Here is a 21,603-nt window from a genome sequence, read left to right as displayed (position 1 = left end):
CGGACCGGCAGAGTGCAGGGCATGCGGCGCGTGGTGTGTGCGGAGTTCGGGGGGCCCGAGGGACTGGCCGTGGTCGAGGAGGCCACGCCGGATCCGGGGTCGGGCGAGGTGCTCGTCGAGGTCTCCGCGGCGGGCGTCAGCTTCGTCGACGGGCTGATCGTCGCGGGTCGCTACCAGCTACGGCCGCCGCTGCCGTTCACCCCGGGGTCAGCGGTCGCGGGACGGGTCGCGGCCCTCGGCCCGGACGTCGCGGGACCGGCGGTGGGCACCCCCGTCGTCGCCGCGTTGATGGACTTCGGCGGGTACGCCTCGCACGTCGTGGTGCCCGCGGCGCTGGCCGTCCCGGTGCCCGACGGCGTCGCCCTCGCCGTCGCGGCGTCGGCGATGGAGAGCTACAACACGCTGGTCTTCGCCGTGACCCGGCGCGTCACGATCGCGGCGGGGGAGTGGGTCGTCGTCCTCGGGGCGGGCGGGGGCATCGGGCTCGCCGCCGTCGACGTCGTCCGCGGGCTGGGGGCGCGGGTCGTCGGCGTCGCGTCGTCGGCGGAGAAGCGGGCGGCGGCCACGGCGGCCGGCGCCGAGGTCGTGATCGACTACACCGACCTCAAGGACGGCATCCGCGCCGCGACCGGTGGTGGCGCGGACGTCGTGATCGACCCGGTCGGCGGGCCCGCGGCCGAGTCGGCCCTACGGGCGCTGCGCGCGGGCGGGCGGTTCTGCGTGCTCGGGTTCGCCTCGGGGGAGATCCCGCGGCTGCCGGCCAACGTCGTGCTGCTGCTCAACCGCACGGTCGTCGGCGTCGACTGGGGCGACTGGGCGCGCCGGGTCGGCGGCCCGAGCGGCAACGCCGAACTGCTCGCCGACGTGCTCGGCCGCATCGCCCGCGGGGAGCTCCACCCGCCGCGCCCGGCCACCGCCCCGCTGGCGCAGGCGGGCGAGGTGCTGACCCGCTACGCCGGGCGCAGCGTCACGGGCAAGATCGTCCTGAACCCCTGAACCCCTGACGGTCGAGGGACTCGCGGACGGGATCGAGGGACTCACGGGCGCGAAACCGGCGACTCGCGGGCGCGAAACCGGCGACTCGCGGGCGCGAATCTCGCGACTCGCGGGAAACTCCGCGAGTCGCTGTCCCTCCGCCCGCGAGTCGCTGCATCTGCGCCCCCGAGTCCTTGCCGCTCGTCAGCGGGCCGTCCAGGTCGGGGGCCGTTTGCCGAGGAACGCCGCCACACCCTCCGCGGCGTCGGCACTCGGCAGGACCACGTCCTTCGCCGCCTCGGTCGCCGTCCAGCCCGCGCCGTCCCCTCCGAGGGCGTCGTCGATCGCGCGGACGCAGGCAGCCACGGCGAGCGGGGCGTTGCGGCAGATCCGTTGCGCGAGGCCCAGCGCGCCGTCGAGAGCGCCGCCCGGATCCGTCAGCAGGTTGACGAAGCCTAGGTCGTGCGCCCGGGCGGCGGACATCGGGTCGCCGGTCAGCACCAGCTCCCGGGCGATGTTGACGGGCAGTGCCCGTGGCCCGCGGAACAGCGCGCCGCAGGTCGGGATCAGGCCGATCCCCACCTCGGGCAGCCCGAACCGCGAGTCCGACGCCGCGACGACGAGGTCGCACGCCAGCGCGATCTCCATGCCGCCGCCGAGGGCGAAGCCCTCGACCGCGGCGATCAGCGGGGTGCGCCGCTCCCGCCGGACGACGCCGTACTCCCCGCCGCGCCCGGTGACGTAGTCGCCGTTCGCCGTCAGGTCGCTGCCGGCGCAGAAGTACCCGCCCGCCCCGGTCAGGACGCCGCACCACAGGTCGGGGTCGTCGTCGAGGCGGTCGAGCGCCGCGCTGAGCCCGTCGGCGGTGGCGCGGTCGATCGCGTTGCGCCGGGCGGGCCGGTCCACGGTGACGACCAGGACGTGGCCGCGCACCTCCGTGCTGACGGGTCGGACGGCGCCGGTCATGGTCCCCCTCGGGTGCGGTGTCGGGCCGGCCGAGGCTACCCGCGCACCCGTTGGGCCGATCGGCCCAACTTGGGGTCCGGGCCGGTGGGCGGCGTCCGGTGGGGGTACCCGGTCCTTCGGCCCGGTGCGGGCCGGACGGGTGGTGGAGATGACGGTGGACGAGCGTGCGCGGGTCCCGCGGGCCCTGCGCGTGACGGCGGCGCTCGGGTGGCGGGCACTGGTCGTCGTCGCCGCGCTGTATGTCGTCGGGCAGGTGCTCGCGACCCTCGCGTCCGTGGTGGTGCCGGTGGCCGTCGCGCTGCTGCTCGCCGCCCTGCTGGCGCCCGCGGTGCACTGGCTCGTGCAGCACCGGGTGCCACGCTGGGTGGCGACCGCCGTGGTGATGACGGGCGGGCTCGCCGTGCTGGGCGGGGTGCTGTCGTTCGTCGTGATCGCCTTCGTCGACGGCGTGCCGGACCTCGCGGCGCAGCTCACCTCGGGTGTCGACACGCTCGCGAGGTGGCTGCAGGACGGCCCGCTGCGCGTCAGCGAGCAGCAGCTCAGCAGCGCCCAGCAGGACGTGCTGGCGCTCATCGGCGACAACCAGGGCGCGTTGACGACCGGGGCGCTCACGACCGCCGCGACGCTCGGCGAGACCCTGGCCGAGATCCTCCTCGTGGTGTTCACCCTGATCTTCTTCCTGCAGGGCGGGTCGGGGATCTGGCAGTTCCTGCTGCTCGCGGTGCCGTCGGACGTCCGGGCCAGGGCCGACGTCGCGGGGCGCCGCGGACTGGCCGCGCTGGTGAGCTACGTGCGGGCGACCGCAGCCGTCGCGGTCGTCGACGCCGTCGCGATCGGGATCGGGCTGGGGGTCCTCGGCGTGCCGCTCGCGGTGCCGCTGTCGGCGCTGGTGTTCCTCGGCGCGTTCGTCCCGATCATCGGCGCGCTGGTCGGGGGCGGGGCGGCCGTGCTCGTCGCGCTCGTCGCGCAGGGCCCGGTCTCCGCACTGATCGTGCTGGCGATCATCGTGGGCGTCATGCAGCTGGAGGCGCACGTCCTGCAGCCGCTGCTGCTGGGCCGCGCGGTCCGGCTGCACCCGCTCGCCGTCGTGCTCGCGGTCGCCACCGGGCTGCTCGTGGCGGGCATCGCGGGCGCCCTGTTCTCGGTGCCGCTGCTGGCCGTCCTGAACTCGGGGATCCGGTCGCTGCGCAGCTCCTCCGACGAGCACCTGGACCCGGACGAGGTGCGCGGCAGCGAACCCGAGGAGCGCGCCCCGCCCGAACCCGGGCACGACCGCTACGGCGAAGCGGACCCGTCCGAGGTCGAGGTGCACGCCGTCCCGACGTGACCCCGTCCGCCCCCTACTGTCTCCGTCCATGACGGAGATCGTCCCGGACGTCCTGGTGGTCGGCGGCGGGATCGGCGGGCTCACCACCGCCCTGTGCGCCGTCCGCCGCGGGCTCTCGGCGCGGGTGCTGGAGCAGGCCGCGACCTACGGCGAGATCGGGGCCGGGATCCAGCTCGCGCCCAACGCCACCCGCGTCCTGGACCGGCTCGGGCTGCTCGACCGCATCCGCGACGTCGGGGTCCTGCCCCGGCGGCTCGTCCTGGCCCACGCCGGTACCGGACGCGAGCTCACCCACCTCCCGCTCACCGACTTCCCGCAGCGCTACGGCGGGCCCTACGTCGTGCTGCACCGCAGCGACCTGCTCGCCGCGCTGCTCGACGCCTGCCGCGACGCGGGCGTCGCACTGGAGACGGGCGCCCGCGCCGACCACGTCACCGACACCGGCGACCGGGTCGAGGTCCGCTGCACCGACGGGCGGGGGTTCGCGGGTGGCGTGCTCCTCGCCGCCGACGGGCTGCACTCGCGGATCCGGCCGCGGCTCGTCGTCGACGAACCGGTCTGCTCGGGTTACGTCGCCTACCGGGGTGCGGTGCCGCTGGAGCGCGTGCAGCACCGCTCGGACCTCGACGACGTCGTCGTGTTCCTCGGCCCCGGCCGCCACCTCGTGCAGTACCCGCTGCGCGCCCGGACGCTCTACAACCAGGTCGCGGTGTTCCGCAGCCCGGGTTTCGCGCGCGGGGAGACCGACTGGGGCGGCCCGGACGAGCTGGACGCCGCGTTCGCCGGGAGCTGCGGGCACGTCCGCGGCGCGATCACCGCCGTGGGCCGTGACGCCCGCTGGCCCATGTACGACCGGCCGCCCACCGAGCACTGGGTGAGGGGCCGGATCGGCCTGCTCGGCGACGCCGCCCACCCGATGCTCCAGTACCTGGCGCAGGGCGCCTGCCAGGCGGTGGAGGACGCCGACGCCGTGACCGGGGCGCTCGCCTCCTCGCCGCCCGCGGAGGCGCTGCGCCGCTACGCCGAGCGGCGGGTGCCCCGCGCGACCCGCGTCCAGACCACCGCGCGGCAGTGGGGCGAGCTGTGGCACCTCGACGGGCCCGCCGCCGACGCCCGCGACGCGCTGCTCGTCGGACGGGCCCCGGACGACCACGGCCACGTCGGGTGGTTGTACGGCTGACGCTCCCGCCGAGGGGATCAGGGTCGCTCGCCCCGCGCCGCCCGCTCCACGATCCGCTCGACGTGGCGGCGGCGGGTCTCCGGCCGCTTCGCCCGCGCGACCGCCTCCAGCGCGGCCCGGCGCGCCGACGCCGGGAACGCGGCGAAGTGGCCGGCCGCCTCGGGCACCGCGTCCAGGGCCGCGCGCAGGTCGTCGGGGACGATCCCGGCCTGGGCGTCGGTGAGCAGGCCCCACGTACCGGTCCGCCGGGCCAGCTCGACCGCGGCGAGCCCGGCCGGGGCCATCCGTCCCTCCGCGGTCAGTCGCTCGACGGCCTCGCGGTTGATCGCGCTCCACGCGCTCCTCGGGTTGCGCGGGCTGAACCGCTGCCGCCGCGAGTTCTCGTCGTGGCGGCGGGTGAGGCTGTCGATCCAGCCGAGGCACAGCGCCTCCTCGACGGCCTCGCCGTGCCGGATGCCGCCCTGTGCCGCTCGCGGGATCACCAGCCAGACCTCGCGCGCGGTGCCGGCGTGCTCGTCGAGCCACGCCCGCCACCCGGCGCGGTCGGTGACGTGGAGTATGTCGTCGGTCATGGGCACAGGATGCTCCGCAGAAGTGCTCATCTCCTGAGCACTTCGCGTCAGAACCTCAGCATCGGCGCCGGTCGCCACGGGGCCTCACGCAGGCCCCGGCCGAACGCGCGGGCCAGCATCGGCCGGAACCCGCGGTCCGGGTACCGCCCGACCAGCTCGCGGAACCGCGCGCGGGGCACCCCGGGCGCCCCGATCAGCCCGCCCGTGACGTCGGCGAGGTCCGCCCGGCGGAACGCCTCGACCAGCGGGTCCGGGTGCCGCGCGGGCCGCACGCGGTGGTGCTCGTCGACCATCGCCGCGACCAGCGCCGCCTGTCCGGGGTCCCCGAGCGCGTCGACGGCCCGGCGCGACGACGGCGGAAGGTAGTCCCACGTCCCGTCGAACCAGATCCCGGCGTCATGGAAGAACGCGGCGACGCCGAGCACGCGGGCCCGGTCCTCGGGCACCGGTGCCTGCAGTGCGACGACGCCGATGACGCGGTGGACGTGACCGCGGTAGGTGGCGAGCTCGTCGCCGAAGACGGCGGCGTGCTCGGTGAACAGCTCGTCGGCGGTGTCGTGGGCGGTGTCGGGGGCGCAGGCGGGGGGCATCGGCACAGCATTCCGTTACTGCACCGGGGCGGTCAGCTCCAGATGGCCGCGGACGACCTCGCTCACCGCCGGTGCCTCGACGCGCCCCCAGGATTCCGGCTCCCACAGCCCGGACCGCTTCAGCGACGCCGCGCAGTCCACGAACACCGACCCGACGGTGATGCCGATCGCCGAGACCGGGCGCGGGCCGTCGCCGGCGACGCGGTCGAGCACGGCGTCGTCGACGGCTCGCCCGGCGGGCGGTAGTGCTCCGCCAGCTGCTCGGGGGTGGTCAGGACGGAACCGAAACCGGGCACCTGCCCACCTTGGGGTCGCCTGCGTTCACACCCCTGTCGCGAGCGCCGCCGACCGTCCGGCCTGGCGGCCCGAGAACAGGCACCCGCCCAGGAACGTGCCTTCCAGCGAGCGGTACCCGTGCACACCGCCGCCGCCGAACCCGGCGACCTCGCCCGCGGCGTAGAGGCCGGGGAACGGGGTGCCGTCGGCCCGGCGGACCCGCCCGGACAGGTCGGTCTGCAGTCCGCCGAGGGTCTTGCGGGTGAGGATGTTGAGCTTCACGGCGATCAGCGGGCCGTTGCGGGGGTCGAGCACCCGGTGCGGGGCGGCGGTGCGCACGAGCCTGTCGCCGCGGTAGCGCCGCGCCCCGTGGATCGCGGTGACCTGCAGGTCCTTGGTGAACGGGTTGTCCATCTCGCGGTCGCGGGCCACGATCTGGCGCTCCAGCGCGGCGGCGTCGAGCAGCGGCTCGTCGGTCAGCCCGTTCATCCCGGCGACCAGCTCGGGCAGCGTGTCGGCGACGACGAAGTCGGCCCCGTTGCGCAGGAACGCCTGGACGGGGGCGGGGGCGCCGGCGCGGGCCCTGCCCAGCGTCGCGCGGACGTCCTTGCCGGTCAGGTCCGGGTTCTGCTCGGATCCCGAGAGCGCGAACTCCTTCTCCACGATCTTCTGCGTGAGCACGAACCACGAGTGGTCGTGGCCGGTGGCGGTGATCGCGGCGAGCGTGGACAGGGTGTCGAACCCGGGGAAGTTCGGGGCGCCGAAGCGCGTCCCGGTGGCGTCGAACCACAGCGACGACGGCCCGGGCAGGATCCGGATGCCGTGCCGGGCCCAGATCGGGTCCCAGTTGCGGATGCCCTCGGTGTAGTGCCACATGCGGTCGCGGTTGACGATCCGCCCGCCCGCGGCCTCGGTGATCCCGAGCATCCGCCCGTCGACGTGCTCGGGGACCCCGGAGATCATCCGCTTCGGCGGCGAACCGAGCCGCCTCGGCCAGTTGGCCCGGACGAGGTCGTGGTTCGCGCCGATGCCGCCGGAGGTGACGATCACCGCCTGCGCGCCCAGCGCGAACTCGCCGGCCGTGGTCCGGGAGCTCGCCGTACCCCGCGGGGCCGTGCTGGGTTCGAGCACCGCCCCGTGGACGCCGGTGACCGTGCCGTCGGTGACGGCCAGCCCGTCGACGCGGTGCCGGAAGCGGAGTTCGACGAGCCCGCGCGCGACCGCCTCGCGCACCCGCAGCGCGAACGGCTCCACGACGCCCGGCCCGGTGCCCCAGGTGACGTGGAAGCGCGGCACCGAGTTGCCGTGCCCGTCGGCGAGACCCCCACCGCGCTCGGCCCACCCCACGACCGGGAACCAGCGCATCCCCATCGCGTGCAGCCACGACCGCTTCTCGCCCGCGGCGAAGTCGAGGTACGCGGTGGCCCACTGGCGGGCCCAGAAGTCCTCGCCGGACGGGTCGTCGACGCCGCGGTCGAACCCGGCGCTGCCCAGCCAGTCCTGCATCGCGAGGTCGGCGGAGTCGCGGATGCCCAGGCGGCGCTGCTCGGGGGAGTCGACGAGGAACAGCCCGCCGAACGACCAGAACGCCTGGCCACCCAGGTTCTGCTCCGGTTCCTGCTCGAGCAGCAGCACCCGCCGCCCCGCGTCGGCCAGCTCCGCGGTGGCCGCCAGCCCGGCCAACCCCGCCCCCACCACGATCACGTCGGCGTCCATCCCCTCATCCTGCCTCGACCCCCACCACGGGAGCAGGATGCGGGGATGGCCGACGAACGCATCCCAGAGGAACGCATCCCAGAAGAACGCATCCCAGAAGAACGAATCGAGGTACGCCGCACCGTCCCCGCCACCCCGCAGACGGTCTTCGCCGTCCTCTGCGACCCGCAGGGGCACGTGGAGATCGACGCCACCGGGATGCTGCAGGACGCCACGGGGGAGCCGGTGACGGCGGCGGGTGACACGTTCGTCGTCCACATGGACCGCGAGTCCCTCGGCGACCTGCCGATGGGCCGCTACGACGTGCAGGTCACGATCCGCGACTTCGAGCCGGACCGCGAGATCGCCTGGACGATCCTCGGCACGATCCGCCCGGCGATCGGCCACGTCTACGGCTACCGCCTGGAGCCCACCGCCGACGGCACGGTCGTGACGTCCTACTACGACTGGTCCGGCATCGACGACGAGTGGCGGGCCAGGGCGGTCTTCCCGATCATCTCCGAGCAGGCGCTGAAGGCGACGCTGGGCATCCTGGAGCGGACGGTCAGGCGCCGAGCCGCGTCAGCGTCTCCCAGCTGATCCCGATACCGGGGAACGCGGCGAGCCGCCCGAGCGGGAAGTTGCCGATCACCCGCAGCAGCTCGTCGTCCTGCAGGATCCCGGGCCCCGCCGCGGCACGCAGCTCCGGTCCGCGGTCGGGGTCGGCCAGCCACTCCTGCAGCGTCGAGTCCGCCGTGAGCGGGGTGCGCACCGGGTCGGTGTCGACGACGACGGTCCGGCACAGCCGCAGGTCCCGCGAGGACGCCCCGACGGCGATCTCGAACTCGCCCGCCTCCAGCACCCAGCGGCCGCGGGCGGTCGACCAGAACGACAGGTCGCGGGCGTCGAGGGTGAAGGAGACGGTCCGCGACTCCCCGGGTTCCAGCGTGATCTTGGTGAACCCGCGCAGCTCGGCGGGCGGGCGCGCGACCGAGGCCTCCGGGTCCCCGACGTAGAGCTGCACGACCTCGCGCCCCGCCCGGCCGCCGGTGTTGGTGACGGTGGCCCCGACGGTCAGGTCCGTCCCGTCGACGTCGACGGTCAGCCCCGAGTAGTCGAACCCGGTGTAGGACAGGCCGTGGCCGAACGGGTGCGCGACCGGGCGGTCCAGCGCGTCGAACCCGCGGTAGCCGACGAACACGCCCTCGCCGTAGCGGACGCGCCCCTCCTCGCCGGGGAAGTTCAGGTGCGACGGGGTGTCGGCCAGGCGCAGCGGGATGGTCTCGGCGAGGCGCCCGCCGGGGTCGACGACGCCGGTCAGGACGTCGGCGAGCGCACCGCCGCCGGCCTGCCCGCCGAGCCGGCACTCGACGAGCGCCGCGACGCGCTGTTCCCACGGGTCGGTGCGCACGACCCCGCCGTGCGCCAGCGCGACGACCACGGGCACCCCGGTGTCGACGAGCCGCGACAGCAGCATGAGCTGCGCGGTGGGCAGGTCGATGTGCTCACGGTCGAAGCCCTCGGACTCCTGCGCCGCGGGCAGCCCGAGCAGCGCGACGACGACGTCGGCCCCCGTGGACAGCGCGACCGCCTCGTCGGCGAGCGCCCGGTCGCCGGGCCCGTCGAGGGCGTAGCCCGCGGCGAAGGAGACCGTCGCCTGCGGCAGGGCGGCCACCAGCTCGTCGAACGGGACGTCCAGGCGGGTCGGGTTGACCTGGGAGCTGCCCGCGCCCTGGTAGCGGGGGGTGCGGGCCAGCTCGCCGACGACCGCGACCGTCAGCGCCGCCGAGTCGTGCAGCGGCAGGATCCGGTCCTCGGGGTCGTGGCCCTCGTTGCGCAGCAGCACGATCCCGTCGGCCGCGGCCCGCCGGGCCAACGCGTGGTGGGCGTCGACGTCGAACGCATCGCCCGGGTCGGACCGATGTGCCCGCTCCACCAGCGTCCGCATCCGCGCGACGGCCCGGTCCAGCACCGCCTCGTCCAGTGACCCGTCGGCGACGGCGTCGACGATCGCGCGGTCGCTCACGCCCAGGTTCGGCGGCATCTCCAGGTCCAGCCCCGCGGCGAGCGCGGCGACGCGGTCGGCCACCGCGCCCCAGTCGGACACGACGACGCCGTCGAAGCCCCACTCGTCGCGCAGCACCGTCGTGAGCAGCCACTCGTGCTGCGAGGCGTAGATGCCGTTGACCTTGTTGTAGGCGCACATCACCGTCCACGGCCGGGCGTGCGTGACGACCCGCTCGAACGCGGGCAGGTAGATCTCGCGCAGCGTGCGCTCGTCGACCTCCGCGCTCACGCGCAGCCGGTCGGTCTCCTGGTTGTTGGCCGCGAAGTGCTTCACCGACGTCCCGACGCCCCGGCTCTGCACGCCCTCGACCAGCGCCGCGGCGAGCACGCCCGTGAGGTGCGGGTCCTCGGAGAAGTACTCGAAGTTGCGCCCGCACAGCGGCGAGCGCTTGATGTTCACCCCCGGCCCCAGCACGACGCCGACGCCCTGCGCACGGGCCTCGTCGCCGAGTGCCGCACCGATCTCGCGGGCCAGGTCCGGGTCCCACGACGACGCGAGCGCCGCCGCCGTCGGGAAGCAGGTGGCGGGCAGGCTGCCGCCGATCCCGGCGTGGTCACCCGCGCCGGGCTGCACGCGCAGGCCGTGCGGCCCGTCGGAGACCAGGATCGACGGGACGCCCGGGACGGCGGCGGTGTGCCAGAAGTCGGCGCCGAGGCACAGCGCGGCCTTCTGGTCGACGGTGAGGGTCTCCATACCGGCGATCATGCCCGCAGCCGCGCGGCCACCTCCAGCACCTGTGCCTCGTCGGCCGCGTACGGCGTGTTGAGCGAGAGCCGCCCCGCGATCCCGCCGAAGCGGGTCCTCAGCTGCGCGGCGACCTCCGCGGCGTCCCCGGCGACGGCGAAGGTGTCGAGCACGTCGTCGTCGATCAGCCCGGTCATCTCCGTCCAGGACTGCCGGCGCGAGAGGCGGTTGAGCCGGTCGGCCAGGTCTCCCCAGCCGTGCAGCTCCAGCACCGGGCGGTAGGCGGGCGTGGATCCGTAGAACGCGATCTGCCGGCGCACGCCCGCCTCGGCCGCGGCCCGCTGCTCCGGGGAGTCGCCGAGCACGGCGAACGCCGGCACGCCGACGGTGAACCCGTCGAGCGGGCCGCCGCGCCCGCGCGTCAGGGCCGGGAGCGTCACCTCGGTCAGGTACCGCACGGTCGTGAGGCTGTGGCACAGGATCCCGTCCGCGACGCGGCCCGCGACCTCGGTCATCCGCTCCCCGACGGCGGCCAGCAGCACCGGCGGCGGGCCGTGCGGGTTGGGCCCGGGGTCGAAGAACTCCGTCATCAGGGTGTGCCGGTAGAACTCGCCCTCGACGCGCAGCCGCTCGCCGGTGGCGAACCGCTCCCAGATCGCGCGCAGTGTCGAGATGTACTCCTCCATGCGCGCGGCCGGGCGGCTCCACGGCATCCCGAACCGCCGCTCGATGTGCGCCCGCACCTGCGACCCGAGGCCGAGCTCGAACCGCCCGCCGGAGACGAGCTGCACGTCGTTGGCGACCACCGCCGTCGTCATCGGGTTACGGGCGAAGGCCACCGCGATGCCGCTCTGCAGCGTGATGCCGTTCGTCGCCCTGGCTGCGAGCGTCAGCGCGACGAACGGGTCGTGCGAGGTCTCCGGGATCGAGACGCCGTCGTACCCCTCGGCCTCCGCGCGCACGGCGGCGGCCTCGGCGGCGAACGGGTCGGCCGCGAAGTCGACGACGGCGTCGATCAGCACCTCAGCCCGCCGGGGTCGGGTAGCGGTCGCGCAGCTTGTGCTTCTGCAGCTTGCCGGTCTCGGTGCGGGGCAGCGCGTCGACGAAGTCGATGCTGCGCGGGACCTTGAACCCGGCGATGTGCGTGCGCAGGAAGTCGAGCAGCTCGCGCTCGAGCTCCGGGGACCCGGCGACGCCCGGCGCCGGCTGCACGACCGCCTTGACCTGCTCACCCATCTCCTCGTCGGGGATGCCGATGACGGCCAGGTCGAGCACCGACGGGTGCAGCGTCAGCGCGTTCTCGATCTCCTGCGGGTAGATGTTCACCCCACCGGAGATGATCATGAATGCCTGGCGGTCGGTGAGGAACAGGAAGCCGTCCCCGTCGAGGTAGCCGACGTCGCCGGTGGTGCCCCAGTTCGGGTGGTCCGGGTGCTGCGCGGAGGCCGTCTTGTCGGGGTCGTTGTGGTAGGCGAAGGGCAGCACCTCGCGCTCGAAGTAGATCAGCCCGACGTCGCCGGTCGGCTGGTCGGTGCCGTCCTCGCCGCAGATGTGCACCACGCCGAGCAGCGACCGGCCGACCGACCCGGGGTGCTCCAGCCAGGTGGGGGAGTCGATCACGGTGACGCCGATGGCCTCGGTCGCCGCGTAGTACTCCTGCAGGACCGGGCCCCACCAGTCGATCATCCGGCGCTTGACCTCCACCGGGCACGGTGCGGCGGCGTGCACCGCGACCCGCAGCGAGGACAGGTCGTAACCCGCGCGGACCTCGTCGGGGAGCTTCAGCATGCGCACGAACATCGTCGGTACCCACTGGCTGTGCGTGACGCGGTAGCGCTCGATCGCCGCCAGCGCCGCGGTCGGCTCGAACTTCGGCATCACGACGACCGTGCCGCCGACCTGGTGGATCATCCCGCCGAAGCGCAGCGGCGCGGCGTGGTACAGCGGCGCGGGGGAGAGGTAGACGGTGTCGGCGCCGAACCCGTAGAGCGGGCCGAACAGACCGAGCAGCGCGTCGCCACCCTCCCGGACGTCGACGCCGGGCAGCGGCGCCTTGACGCCCTTGGGCTGCCCGGTGGTGCCCGAGGAGTAGAGCATGTCGCGGCCGCGGGGCTGGTCCTCGAGCGGCTCGGCCGGCGCCGCGGCGAGCGCGGTCTCGAGGTCGTCGTGGTGGTCGACGGGGTCGGGCCCGTAGGCGAGCCGCAGCGTGACGGCCGGCGTGCCGTCGACGATCGCGGTCGCGGTGGCCGCGTAGGCGGAGGAGACGACGATCGCCTTCGCCCCGCAGTCGCCGACGATGTAGGAGACCTCGGACGGCGTCAGGTGCTGGTTGATCGCGGTGATGTAGAGCCCGCTGCGCATCGCGGCCCAGAACACCTCGTAGGTGCGCAGGTTGTTCTCGGCGAGCAGGGCGACGTCGTCGCCGGGCCGCAGGCCCGCGGCGTGCAGGACGCGCGAGAGCCGGATCGACCGGTCCTCCAGTTCGGCGTAGGTGAGCGTGGCCCCGGTGTCGGACATGACGACGGCGGCCTTGTCCGGGGTCGTCGCGGCGAAGGTCCCTGGGTACACGGTGCTCTCCTCGGTGGGGTGCGGTCAGATCACCAGTCGGTCATCGGGGATTCACTCGCGGGCTCCACACCGAGGCAGCTGTGCGCCATCGTGTCGAGCAGCGCGGCCAGCCGGTCCTCGGGCAGTCCGCTGCGGAAGAACAGCGTCGACTGCACGGCGCCGATCGCGGCCTGCACCACCACCCGCAACTCGGGATCGGACAGGTCGCGGCGCAGCGGGCCGAGCACGTGCACCCAGTCCTCGAGGTAGTGGCGCTGGCGCCTGCGCAGCCGCCGCCGGTCGTCCTCGGGCAGGTTGTGCACCTCGCGGTGGTAGGCGGCGAGCATCGGCCGCTCGGTGATGGCCACCTCGATGTGGTCGCGGACCAGCGCGGTCAGGGCACTGCGGTCGTCGGGGGCCGAGGAGACGATGTCGGCGGCCCCGCGGGCGAGGCGGTCCATGCCCAGGTCGAGCACTGCGACCAGCACGGCCATCTTGCTGTCGAAGTGCCGGTAGATCCCGGTGCCGACGATCCCGGCCTGCGCGCCGATCTCGGCCATCCCGACGCTGTGGAACCCGCGCTGCGCCGCGAGCTCGGCTGCGGCGTCGAGGATGCGGGCGCGCCGGTCCGGGTCGCGTCTGCGCCCGGTGTCGGTCGACGGCATCTGGCCAGTGTGGCACCGGGAGGTCTACGTTGCTAGTGATCCGGGAATGACTCGATGAGGAGGACACGGGTGGACTTCACCGAGACCGACGAGCACCGCGACCTGCGCGCCGCGGTGGGTGCGGTCGCGAGCCGCTTCGGCCCCACCTACTACGCCGGGCGCGCCGCGGCCCACGAGCCGTGCACCGAGCTGTGGGCGGCCCTCGGGGAGTCGGGCTTCATCGGGGTCAACGTGGCCGAGGAGCACGGCGGCGGCGGGGGCGGGCTCGTCGAGCTGGCCATCGTCTGTGAGGAGATCGCCGCCCGCGGCACCCCGCTGCTCCTGCTGCTGGTCTCCGCAGCGATCTCGGCCGAGGTGATCGGCGAGTTCGGCAGCGCGGCGCAGCGCGCGCAGTGGCTCCCGGGTCTCGCCGACGGCACGGTCAAGGTCGTCTTCGCGATCACCGAGCCGGACGCGGGCTCCAACACCCACAAGATCAGCACCACGGCCGTGCGCGACGGCGACGACTGGCTGATCCGCGGCACGAAGTACTACATCTCCGGCGTCGACGAGGCGGCCGCGCTGCTCGTCGTCGCGCGCACCGGCCGCGACGAGTCCGGCGGCCCGCTGATGTCGCTGTTCGTCGTCCCCACCGACGCGCCGGGGATGCAGGCCGTCCCGCTGCCCGTCGACGCGATGCTCCCGGAGCGCCAGTTCACCCTGCACTTCGACGACGTCCGGGTGCCGGCCACCTCGCTCGTCGGCGAGGAGGGGCAGGGGTTCCGGCAGGTCTTCCGCGGGCTCAACCCGGAGCGGATCACCGGCGCCGCGCTGTGTGTCGGCATCGCCCGGCACGCACTCGACCAGGCCGCGTCCTACGCCACCACGCGCACGGTCTGGGACACCCCGATCGGCGCGCACCAGGGCGTGTCGCACCCGCTGGCCAAGGCGAAGATCGAGACCGAGCTGGCCGCGCTGATGACCCGTAAGGCCGCCTGGCTGCACGACCGCGGGCTGCCGGCGGGCGAGGCGTCGAACATGGCGAAGTACGCCGCGGCGGAGGCCGCGATCGCCGCCGTCGACGCGGCGATCCAGTCCCACGGCGGCAACGGCCTGGCCACCGAGTACGGCCTCGTGCCCTACTGGGGCCTCGCGCGGCTGCTGCGGATCGCGCCGGTCAACCGCGAGATGATCCTCAACTACGTGGCCCAGCACAGCCTCGGCCTCCCGCGCTCCTACTAGGGGTCGACATGCAGAACCTCGTTCAGCGGATCAACGTCGGCGACTCGCTGACCCGCACCGCCGCCCTGCGGCCCACGCAGCCCGCGCTCGTCGACGGCGACCGCCGGTGGACCTACGCCGAGCTGAACGCGTGGGTCAACCGGCTCGCGCACGGCCTCGCCGCCCGCGGCTACGTCCGCGGCGAGGCACTGGGGCTCGCGTCGGCCAACAGCGCGGAGTTCCTCGCCGTCTACTACGCGTGCGCGAAGATCGGTGTGGTCTGCGTGCCGATGAACCTCGGCTGGCGGCCCGACGAGGTCGCCTACGTCCTCGGGCACTCCCGGGCGCGCGGGATCGTCGTGGAGTCCCAGCTGCTCGACGCGCTGCGCGACGGCATCGCCGACGGCGTCGAGGTGATCGTCGCGCCCGGCACCGGGACGGCCCCCGCCGGCGCCCTCACGGCGGCGGCGGTCGAGTCCGACGACGCCTCCGAGCCCGCTGTCCACGTCGAGGACGCCGACGCACTGTCCTACCTCTACACCTCTGGCACCACGTCGTTCCCCAAGGGCGTGGTGGGCAGCCACAAGGCGATCTACCTGGGGTCGATGTCGGGCGCGCTGGAGGCGGGCTGGAACGCCGGCGACCGGTTCGTCGCGATGATGCCGATGTTCCACACCGCGCAGCTCAACGCGTTCTGCACCCCGGCGGTCCTGGTCGGGGCCACGATCCACGTCCACCGCGGGTTCGACCCGGCCGCGTTCCTGGACGCGATCGAGCGCGAGCGGATCACCCAGGTCTTCGGGCTGCCGATGATGTTCCGCGCGGCGTTGGAGCACCCGTCGTTCGCCGGACGGGACCTGTCGTCGCTCAAGCGCGCGGTCTACGCCATGGCCCCGATGCCCGACGCGCTGATCCGCGCCTGCCTGGACGGCTTCGGCTGCGACTTCGCGCTGCTGTTCGGCCAGACCGAGATGAGCCCGGTCACCACGCTGTTCCGCCCCGAGCACCAGCTCACCCACATCGGCGCGGTCGGCACGCCGATCGTCGGCGTCCAGGTCGCGATCATGGGCCCGGAGGGGGAGCTGCTCCCGGCCGGCGAGCTGGGCGAGATCGTCTACCGCGGCCCGTCGACGATGAACGGCTACCTCGACGACCCCGACGCCACCGCGGAGGCGTTCGCGCACGGCTGGTTCCACTCCGGCGACGTCGGCCGCTTCGACGACGACGGCGTGCTGTGGTTCGCCGACCGCTACAAGGACGTGATCAAGACCGGCGGCGAGAACGTCGCGTCGATCGAGGTGGAGAAGGCGGTCTACGCCGCCGACGACCGCGTGGCGGAGGCCGTCGTCGTCGGGTTGCCGCACGAGCGCTGGACCGAGGCGATCACGGTGGTGGTGGTGCCCAAGCCCGGCGAGAGCGTCGACGGGCCGGAACTGCTGGCGGCGCTGCGCGGCCGGCTCGACGGCTACAAGGTCCCCAAGTCCGTGATCGTGGTGGACGAACTGCCGCGCACGAGCACGGGCAAGATCCGCAAGAACATGGTGCGCGAGGCGCACGCGGACCACTACGGAGGTCGCTGAATGGCCGTACTGAGATCGGCACTGGACACGGCGACGGACGACTACCGCGCCAACCGGGCCGTCCAGCTCGACCTGCTGGAGCGGGTCGCCGAGCAGCACGCGATCGCGATCGCGGGCGGCGGAGCGAAGTACCAGCAGCGCCACCGCGACCGCGGGCGGCTGCCGGTGCGCGAGCGCATCGAGCTGCTGCTCGACCCGGACTCCCCGTTCCTGGAGCTCTCCGCGCTCGCCGCGTGGGGCACCGCGTTCACGGTCGGGGCCACCGTCGTCACCGGGATCGGGGTGGTGTCGGACGTCGAGTGCATGGTGATCGCGCACGACCCGACCGTCCGCGGCGGCGCGATGAACCCGTACTCGCTGAAGAAGACGCTGCGGGCGCTGGAGATCGCGCGCGTCAACCGGCTGCCGGTGGTCAACCTGGTGGAGTCCGGCGGAGCCGACCTGCCGACCCAGGCGGACCTGTTCGTGCCGGCCGGGCGGATCTTCCACGAGCTGACGGGGCTCTCGGCCGCCGGCGTGCCGACCGTCGCGCTGGTGTTCGGCAACTCCACCGCCGGCGGCGCGTACGTGCCCGGCATGTGCGACTACGCGGTGCTCGTCGACAAGCAGGCGAAGGTCTTCCTCGGCGGGCCGCCGCTGGTCAAGATGGCCACCGGCGAGGACGCCGACGACGAGGCGCTCGGTGGCGCCGACATGCACTCGCGGGTCTCCGGGCTGTCCGACCACTTCGCCGTCGACGAGCGCGACGCCATCCGGATCGGCCGCGAGATCCTCACGCGGATCAACTGGCGCAAGCTCGGCCCCGCGCCGCGCGCGCTGCCGGAGGAGCCGACGTACGACCCCGACGAGATCCTGGGGATCGTCTCCACCGACACCAAGGTGCCGTTCGACCCCCGCGAGGTCCTCGCGCGCACCGTCGACGGCTCCGAGTTCGACGAGTACAAGCCGCTCTACGGCACCTCGCTGGTCACCGGGTGGGCGCAGATCCACGGCTATCCGGTCGGCGTGCTCGCCAACCACCGCGGCGTGCTGTTCAGCGAGGAGGCCAAGAAGGCCACCGAGTTCATCCTGCTGGCCAACCAGACCGACACGCCGCTCGTCTTCCTGCAGAACACCACCGGTTACATGGTGGGCACGAGCTACGAGCAGGGCGGCATCGTCAAGGACGGCGCCAAGATGATCAACGCGGTCGCGAACAGCACCGTGCCGCACCTGACGATCAACATGGCCAGCTCGTTCGGGGCGGGCAACTACGGCATGTCCGGGCGCGCGTACGACCCGCGGCTGATGTTCGCCTGGCCCGGCGCGAAGCTCGCGGTCATGGGGGCCACGCAGCTCGCGGGCGTCATGTCGATCGTCGGGCGGGCGTCGGCGTCGTCGCAGGGGAAGCCCTTCGACGAGGACGCCGACGCGGCCCGCACCGCGGCGATCGAGGAGCAGATCGAGGCGGAGTCGCAGGCGATGTTCGTCTCCGGCCGCCTCTACGACGACGGCATCGTCGACCCGCGCGACACCCGCACCGTGCTGGGGATGTCGCTCTCGGCCACCCACTCGAACACCGTCGAGGGCCGTCGCGGCTTCGGCGTCTTCCGGATGTGAGTACTCGCATGATCCAGAAGTTGCTCGTCGCCAACCGCGGCGAGATCGCCGTCCGCGTGTTCCGCACCGCGCGGGCCCTCGGGATCACATGCGTCGCCGTGTACTCCGATCCCGACGCCGACGCCCCGTTCGTCGCCGCCGCGGACGAGGCCGTGCGGCTGCCCGGGGCCGCGCCCGCCGACACCTACCTGCGCGGCGACCTCGTGCTCGCCGCCGCCCGCGCCACCGGCGCCGACGCGATCCACCCCGGTTACGGGTTCCTCTCGGAGAACGCCGGGTTCGCCCGCGAGTGCGCCGCGGCCGGGATCACGTTCGTCGGCCCGTCGCCCGAGGCGATCGCGGCGATGGGGTCGAAGATCGGGGCCAAGGCGCTGATGTCGGCGGCCGGGGTGCCGGTGCTTCCCGGGGCGACCGTCGGCCCGGACGACGATCTCGCCGCACTGGGGGACCGGGTCGGCTTCCCGCTGCTGGTCAAGGCCGCGTTCGGCGGTGGCGGACGGGGGATGCGGGTGGTCCGCGCCGCCGGTGAGCTGGAGGAGGCCGTGTCGAGCGCGCGCCGCGAGGCCGCGTCCGCGTTCGGCGACGGCACGGTGTTCCTGGAGCGGTTCGTCGTCGACCCGCGCCACGTCGAGGTGCAGATCCTCGGTGACGCCCACGGCTCGGTCGTCGCGCTGTTCGAGCGCGAGTGCTCGATCCAGCGCCGCTACCAGAAGATCGTGGAGGAGGCGCCGTCCCCCGCGGTCGACGACGCGCTGCGCGCGGAGCTGAGCGCCGCCGCCGTGACGGCCGGGAAGGCCCTGTCCTACGCGGGCGCGGGCACCGTCGAGTTCGTCCTCGACGCCGACGGTTCCTTCGGGTTCCTGGAGGTCAACACCCGGCTGCAGGTGGAGCACCCGGTCACCGAGCTGGTCACCGGGCTCGATCTCGTGGAGCTGCAGCTGCGCGTCGCGGAGGGCGAGCCCCTGCCGCCCGAGGTGCACGACGCCCGGATCAGCGGGCACGCGATCGAGGCGCGGCTCTACGCCGAGGACGTCCCCGCGGGGTTCCTGCCCGCCACCGGCACCCTGCACCGCTTCGCCGTGCCGGGCGACGTGCGCGTCGACACCGGCGTCGCCGACGGGTCGGTCGTCGGCCCGCACTACGACCCGATGCTGGCGAAGGTGATCGCGCACGGCCCCACCCGCGCCGCGGCCGCCCGCACGCTCGCCGCGGCACTGGCCGGTGCGCGCGTGCACGGCGTCGTCACCAACCGCGACCTGCTCGTCGCCATCCTGCGCGAGCCCGACTTCCTCGCCGGCGCCACCGACACCGGCTTCCTCGACCGGCACCCGGACCTGCTCACCGTCACGGACTCCGCCGTGGCGCTGCACGCCGCGGCCGCCGTGCTCGCCCGCCAGGCCGGGAACCGGGCGGCCGCGCGCGTGCTCGGCGGGCTCCCGTCGGGCTGGCGCAGTGTCGCCCCGGCGCCGCAGCACGTGTCGTTCCTGCTGGGGGAGCGGGACGTCGAGGTGGCCTACCGCATCCGTCGCGGGGGCGCCGACGTCACCGTCGACGGCGGGTCGTTCGCGGTCACGACGCACGCGGTGACGCCGACGTCGGTCGAGGTCTCCGTCGACGGCGTACGACGGTCGGTGTCGGTGCACTCGGTCGACGGCGTGTCCTACGTCGACAGCCCGCTGGGCTCCAGCGCGCTCGTCGAGGTGCCGCGGTTCGTCGACCCGTCCGCCGCGCAGGCCCCGGGCTCGCTGCTCGCCCCGATGCCCGGTGCGGTGCTGCGGGTGCTCGCCGAACCCGGCGCGACGGTCACCGCAGGCCAGCCGCTCGTCGTCCTGGAGGCGATGAAGATGGAGCACACGGTGGCGGCCCCGGCCGACGGCGAGCTGACCGAGCTGCACGTCGCCGCGGGCGACCAGGTCACGACCGGCCAGGTGCTGGCCGTCGTGACCGGGGCCACCCCTAACGGTCAGGACTGACTGCTAACCTGCCGGTCAGGTAGGCATCGACGCACGAGGAGACACCTGTGGACATCAACGGAGCTGCCGCGGTCGTGACCGGTGGGGCGTCCGGGCTCGGCCTGGCCACCACCGAGAAGCTGCTCGACGGGGGCGCGTCGGTCGTCATCCTCGACCTGCCGTCGTCGGCGGGTGCCGAGGTCGCGGCGAAGCTGGGCGACCGCGTGCGGTTCGCCCCCGGTGACGTCACCGACGAGGCCTCGGTGAGCGCCGCGCTCGACGCCGCCGCCGAGCTGGGCCCGATCCGGGTGGCCGTCAACTGCGCAGGCACCGGAGACGCGATCCGCGTGCTGGGCAAGAAGGGCGTGTACCCGCTCGAGAAGTTCGCGCGGATCATCAACATCAACCTGATCGGCACGTTCAACGTCATCCGGCTCGCGGCCGAGCGCATCGCCGCCACCGAGATCGTCGACGGTGAGCGCGGCGTCATCGTCAACACCGCGTCCGTCGCGGCGTTCGACGGCCAGATCGGGCAGGCCGCGTACTCGGCGTCGAAGGGCGGCGTCGTCGGCATGACGCTGCCGATCGCGCGCGACCTCGCGTCGGCGATGATCCGCGTCGTCACGATCGCGCCGGGCCTGTTCGACACCCCGTTGCTCGCGGGCCTCCCCGAGGACGCGCGGATCTCGCTGGGCCAGCAGGTGCCGCACCCGTCGCGGCTGGGGCAGCCGTCGGAGTTCGGCGCGCTCGTCGCCCACATCGCGGCCAACCCGATGCTCAACGGCGAGGTCATCCGCCTCGACGGCGCGATCCGGATGGCCCCCCGATGAGTGGGTCCGACGAGGTCCTCGTCGAGCGCCGCGGCGCCGTCCAGGTCATCACCATCAACCGGCCGCAGGTCAAGAACGCGCTCAACGGCGCGGTCGCGCAGGGTATCGCCGACGCCGTCGACGAGCTGGACGCCTCCGACGAGCTGTGGGCCGGCGTGCTCACCGGCGCGGGCGGCGTGTTCTCCGCCGGCATGGACCTGAAGGCGTTCCTGCAGGGCGAGCGTCCGGGGATCGAGGGTCGCGGCCTGTGCGGGATCACCGAGACCCCGCCCCGCAAGCCGCTGATCGGCGCGGCCGAGGGCTGGGCGCTGGCGGGCGGGTTCGAGCTGCTGCTGGCGTGCGACCTGGTGGTGGCGTCCCGTACCGCGAAGTTCGGTGTACCCGAGGTGAAGCGCTCGCTGGTCGCCGCGGCCGGCGGCGCACTGCTGTTGACCCGCCGGGTGCCGTACGCGCTCGCGATGGAGATGCTGCTGACCGGCGACCCGATCGGCGCCGAGCGCGCCGCGGAGATCGGCCTGGTCAACCGCGTCACCGACGAGGGCGGCGCCCTCGACGCGGCCCTGGAGCTGGCCGCCACCATCGCCGCCAACGCCCCGCTCGCCGTCGCGGCCTCGAAGCGGATCGCCCGCTCCAGCGCCGACTGGACCGTGGAGCAGGGCTGGGTCGACCAGGCCGAGATCATCGCGCCGGTGTTCTCCTCCGACGATGCGCGGGAGGGATCCACGGCGTTCGCGGAGAAGCGGGCGCCGGTCTGGAGGGGACGCTAGGAGCCGCCGGCGCCCACCGCGCCGGGTTCGCCCACCGCGCCGGGTTCGCCCACCGCGCCGGGTTCGCCCACCGCACAGTCGTGGTGCGGACCGCACCGCCGCCGGAACAGCGGTGCGGTCACCGCGACGG

The 21,603-nt window shown here is 74.1% G+C and carries 19 protein-coding genes; 10 read left to right on the top strand and 9 right to left on the bottom strand.

The window, feature by feature from the left end:
* Positions 1–21 precede the first annotated feature (21 nt).
* A complete protein-coding gene (locus I4I81_RS10500; RefSeq protein WP_225924534.1) occupies positions 22–996 on the top strand; it encodes an NADPH:quinone oxidoreductase family protein in 975 nt (324 codons plus the stop codon).
* Positions 997–1,179: 183 nt separating this feature from the next.
* Here the strand turns inward: I4I81_RS10500 and I4I81_RS10495 are convergent, their stop codons facing one another.
* Entirely contained in the window at positions 1,180–1,941 is a 762-nt protein-coding gene (locus I4I81_RS10495) for an enoyl-CoA hydratase-related protein (protein WP_218606415.1), read from the bottom strand.
* 148 nt (positions 1,942–2,089) lie between these two features.
* Between I4I81_RS10495 and I4I81_RS10490 the strand changes: the two genes are divergently transcribed.
* Positions 2,090–3,268 (top strand): AI-2E family transporter, encoded by a 1,179-nt coding sequence (locus I4I81_RS10490; RefSeq protein ID WP_218616009.1) that lies wholly within the window; start codon positions 2,090–2,092, stop codon positions 3,266–3,268.
* A 28-nt stretch (positions 3,269–3,296) separates the two neighbouring features.
* Entirely contained in the window at positions 3,297–4,448 is a 1,152-nt protein-coding gene (locus tag I4I81_RS10485) for an FAD-dependent monooxygenase (RefSeq protein WP_218606105.1), read from the top strand.
* Between the two features lie 17 nt (positions 4,449–4,465).
* Here the strand turns inward: I4I81_RS10485 and I4I81_RS10480 are convergent, their stop codons facing one another.
* From I4I81_RS10480 to I4I81_RS10465, 4 genes are all read right to left on the bottom strand, one after another.
* On the bottom strand, positions 4,466–5,020 hold the full coding sequence (locus I4I81_RS10480; protein ID WP_218606106.1) for a YdeI/OmpD-associated family protein: 555 nt from the start codon (positions 5,018–5,020) through the stop codon (positions 4,466–4,468).
* A 47-nt stretch (positions 5,021–5,067) separates the two neighbouring features.
* On the bottom strand, positions 5,068–5,610 hold the full coding sequence (locus I4I81_RS10475) for a hypothetical protein (RefSeq protein ID WP_218616008.1): 543 nt from the start codon (positions 5,608–5,610) through the stop codon (positions 5,068–5,070).
* A 15-nt stretch (positions 5,611–5,625) separates the two neighbouring features.
* Positions 5,626–5,823 carry a hypothetical protein gene (locus tag I4I81_RS10470; RefSeq protein ID WP_218616007.1) on the bottom strand — a complete coding sequence of 66 codons (198 nt, stop codon included), beginning with the start codon at positions 5,821–5,823 and terminating at the stop codon, positions 5,626–5,628.
* A gap of 108 nt (positions 5,824–5,931) precedes the next feature.
* On the bottom strand, positions 5,932–7,602 hold the full coding sequence (locus tag I4I81_RS10465) for an FAD-binding dehydrogenase (RefSeq protein WP_218616006.1): 1,671 nt from the start codon (positions 7,600–7,602) through the stop codon (positions 5,932–5,934).
* 45 nt (positions 7,603–7,647) lie between these two features.
* Here I4I81_RS10465 and I4I81_RS10460 point away from each other — a divergent pair, with 45 nt between their 5' ends.
* Positions 7,648–8,181, top strand: a complete 534-nt coding sequence (locus I4I81_RS10460) for an SRPBCC family protein (protein WP_218602367.1) — start codon at positions 7,648–7,650, stop codon at positions 8,179–8,181.
* On the opposite strand, the gene I4I81_RS10455 is transcribed toward I4I81_RS10460, so the two are convergent.
* The 4 genes from I4I81_RS10455 to I4I81_RS10440 are packed head-to-tail and all read right to left on the bottom strand — an operon-like array spanning position 8,147 to position 13,545.
* A complete protein-coding gene (locus I4I81_RS10455; protein WP_218602366.1) occupies positions 8,147–10,342 on the bottom strand; it encodes a glycoside hydrolase family 3 N-terminal domain-containing protein in 2,196 nt (731 codons plus the stop codon). The two genes, I4I81_RS10460 and I4I81_RS10455, sit on opposite strands and share 35 nt — an antisense overlap.
* Positions 10,343–10,350: 8 nt before the next feature.
* Positions 10,351–11,355 carry a TIGR03617 family F420-dependent LLM class oxidoreductase gene (locus tag I4I81_RS10450; protein WP_218602365.1) on the bottom strand — a complete coding sequence of 335 codons (1,005 nt, stop codon included), beginning with the start codon at positions 11,353–11,355 and terminating at the stop codon, positions 10,351–10,353.
* Position 11,356: 1 nt separating this feature from the next.
* Complete coding sequence (locus I4I81_RS10445; protein WP_218602364.1) at positions 11,357–12,901, bottom strand: acyl-CoA synthetase; 1,545 nt, start codon at positions 12,899–12,901, stop codon at positions 11,357–11,359.
* 29 nt (positions 12,902–12,930) lie between these two features.
* On the bottom strand, positions 12,931–13,545 hold the full coding sequence (locus tag I4I81_RS10440) for a TetR/AcrR family transcriptional regulator (protein WP_218602363.1): 615 nt from the start codon (positions 13,543–13,545) through the stop codon (positions 12,931–12,933).
* A 69-nt stretch (positions 13,546–13,614) separates the two neighbouring features.
* Between I4I81_RS10440 and I4I81_RS10435 the strand changes: the two genes are divergently transcribed.
* From I4I81_RS10435 to I4I81_RS10410, 6 genes are read left to right on the top strand one after another with little or no spacing between them, the layout of a single operon-like run.
* A complete protein-coding gene (locus I4I81_RS10435) occupies positions 13,615–14,766 on the top strand; it encodes an acyl-CoA dehydrogenase family protein (protein WP_218602362.1) in 1,152 nt (383 codons plus the stop codon).
* An 8-nt stretch (positions 14,767–14,774) separates the two neighbouring features.
* Positions 14,775–16,325, top strand: a complete 1,551-nt coding sequence (locus I4I81_RS10430; RefSeq protein ID WP_218602361.1) for an AMP-binding protein — start codon at positions 14,775–14,777, stop codon at positions 16,323–16,325.
* On the top strand, positions 16,326–17,924 hold the full coding sequence (locus I4I81_RS10425) for an acyl-CoA carboxylase subunit beta (protein WP_218602360.1): 1,599 nt from the start codon (positions 16,326–16,328) through the stop codon (positions 17,922–17,924).
* Between the two features lie 8 nt (positions 17,925–17,932).
* Complete coding sequence (locus I4I81_RS10420; RefSeq protein ID WP_218602359.1) at positions 17,933–19,897, top strand: ATP-binding protein; 1,965 nt, start codon at positions 17,933–17,935, stop codon at positions 19,895–19,897.
* Positions 19,898–19,944: 47 nt separating this feature from the next.
* The gene (locus tag I4I81_RS10415) at positions 19,945–20,706 is read left to right on the top strand and encodes a 3-hydroxyacyl-CoA dehydrogenase (RefSeq protein WP_218602358.1); all 762 of its coding nucleotides are present in this window, start codon (positions 19,945–19,947) and stop codon (positions 20,704–20,706) included.
* Positions 20,703–21,473, top strand: a complete 771-nt coding sequence (locus I4I81_RS10410) for a crotonase/enoyl-CoA hydratase family protein (protein WP_218602357.1) — start codon at positions 20,703–20,705, stop codon at positions 21,471–21,473. The genes I4I81_RS10415 and I4I81_RS10410 overlap by 4 nt, the downstream gene beginning before the upstream one ends.
* Positions 21,474–21,603: the final 130 nt, after the last annotated feature.

The organism is Pseudonocardia abyssalis (assembly GCF_019263705.2).
GTDB classification, from domain to species: domain Bacteria; phylum Actinomycetota; class Actinomycetes; order Mycobacteriales; family Pseudonocardiaceae; genus Pseudonocardia; species Pseudonocardia abyssalis.
This window is presented reverse-complemented; position numbering and strand designations above follow the sequence as displayed.

Excerpts from the sequence above, each read along its gene's own strand:
- I4I81_RS10500 (WP_225924534.1), top strand. The coding sequence starts at position 22 with ATGCGGCGCGTGGTGTGTGCGGAGTTCGGGGGGCCCGAGGGACTGGCC.
- I4I81_RS10495 (WP_218606415.1), bottom strand. The coding sequence starts at position 1,941 with ATGACCGGCGCCGTCCGACCCGTCAGCACGGAGGTGCGCGGCCACGTC.
- I4I81_RS10490 (WP_218616009.1), top strand. The coding sequence starts at position 2,090 with ATGACGGTGGACGAGCGTGCGCGGGTCCCGCGGGCCCTGCGCGTGACG.
- I4I81_RS10485 (WP_218606105.1), top strand. The coding sequence starts at position 3,297 with ATGACGGAGATCGTCCCGGACGTCCTGGTGGTCGGCGGCGGGATCGGC.
- I4I81_RS10480 (WP_218606106.1), bottom strand. The coding sequence starts at position 5,020 with ATGACCGACGACATACTCCACGTCACCGACCGCGCCGGGTGGCGGGCG.
- I4I81_RS10475 (WP_218616008.1), bottom strand. The coding sequence starts at position 5,610 with ATGCCCCCCGCCTGCGCCCCCGACACCGCCCACGACACCGCCGACGAG.
- I4I81_RS10465 (WP_218616006.1), bottom strand. The coding sequence starts at position 7,602 with ATGGACGCCGACGTGATCGTGGTGGGGGCGGGGTTGGCCGGGCTGGCG.
- I4I81_RS10460 (WP_218602367.1), top strand. The coding sequence starts at position 7,648 with ATGGCCGACGAACGCATCCCAGAGGAACGCATCCCAGAAGAACGCATC.
- I4I81_RS10455 (WP_218602366.1), bottom strand. The coding sequence starts at position 10,342 with ATGGAGACCCTCACCGTCGACCAGAAGGCCGCGCTGTGCCTCGGCGCC.
- I4I81_RS10440 (WP_218602363.1), bottom strand. The coding sequence starts at position 13,545 with ATGCCGTCGACCGACACCGGGCGCAGACGCGACCCGGACCGGCGCGCC.
- I4I81_RS10430 (WP_218602361.1), top strand. The coding sequence starts at position 14,775 with ATGCAGAACCTCGTTCAGCGGATCAACGTCGGCGACTCGCTGACCCGC.
- I4I81_RS10425 (WP_218602360.1), top strand. The coding sequence starts at position 16,326 with ATGGCCGTACTGAGATCGGCACTGGACACGGCGACGGACGACTACCGC.
- I4I81_RS10420 (WP_218602359.1), top strand. The coding sequence starts at position 17,933 with ATGATCCAGAAGTTGCTCGTCGCCAACCGCGGCGAGATCGCCGTCCGC.
- I4I81_RS10410 (WP_218602357.1), top strand. The coding sequence starts at position 20,703 with ATGAGTGGGTCCGACGAGGTCCTCGTCGAGCGCCGCGGCGCCGTCCAG.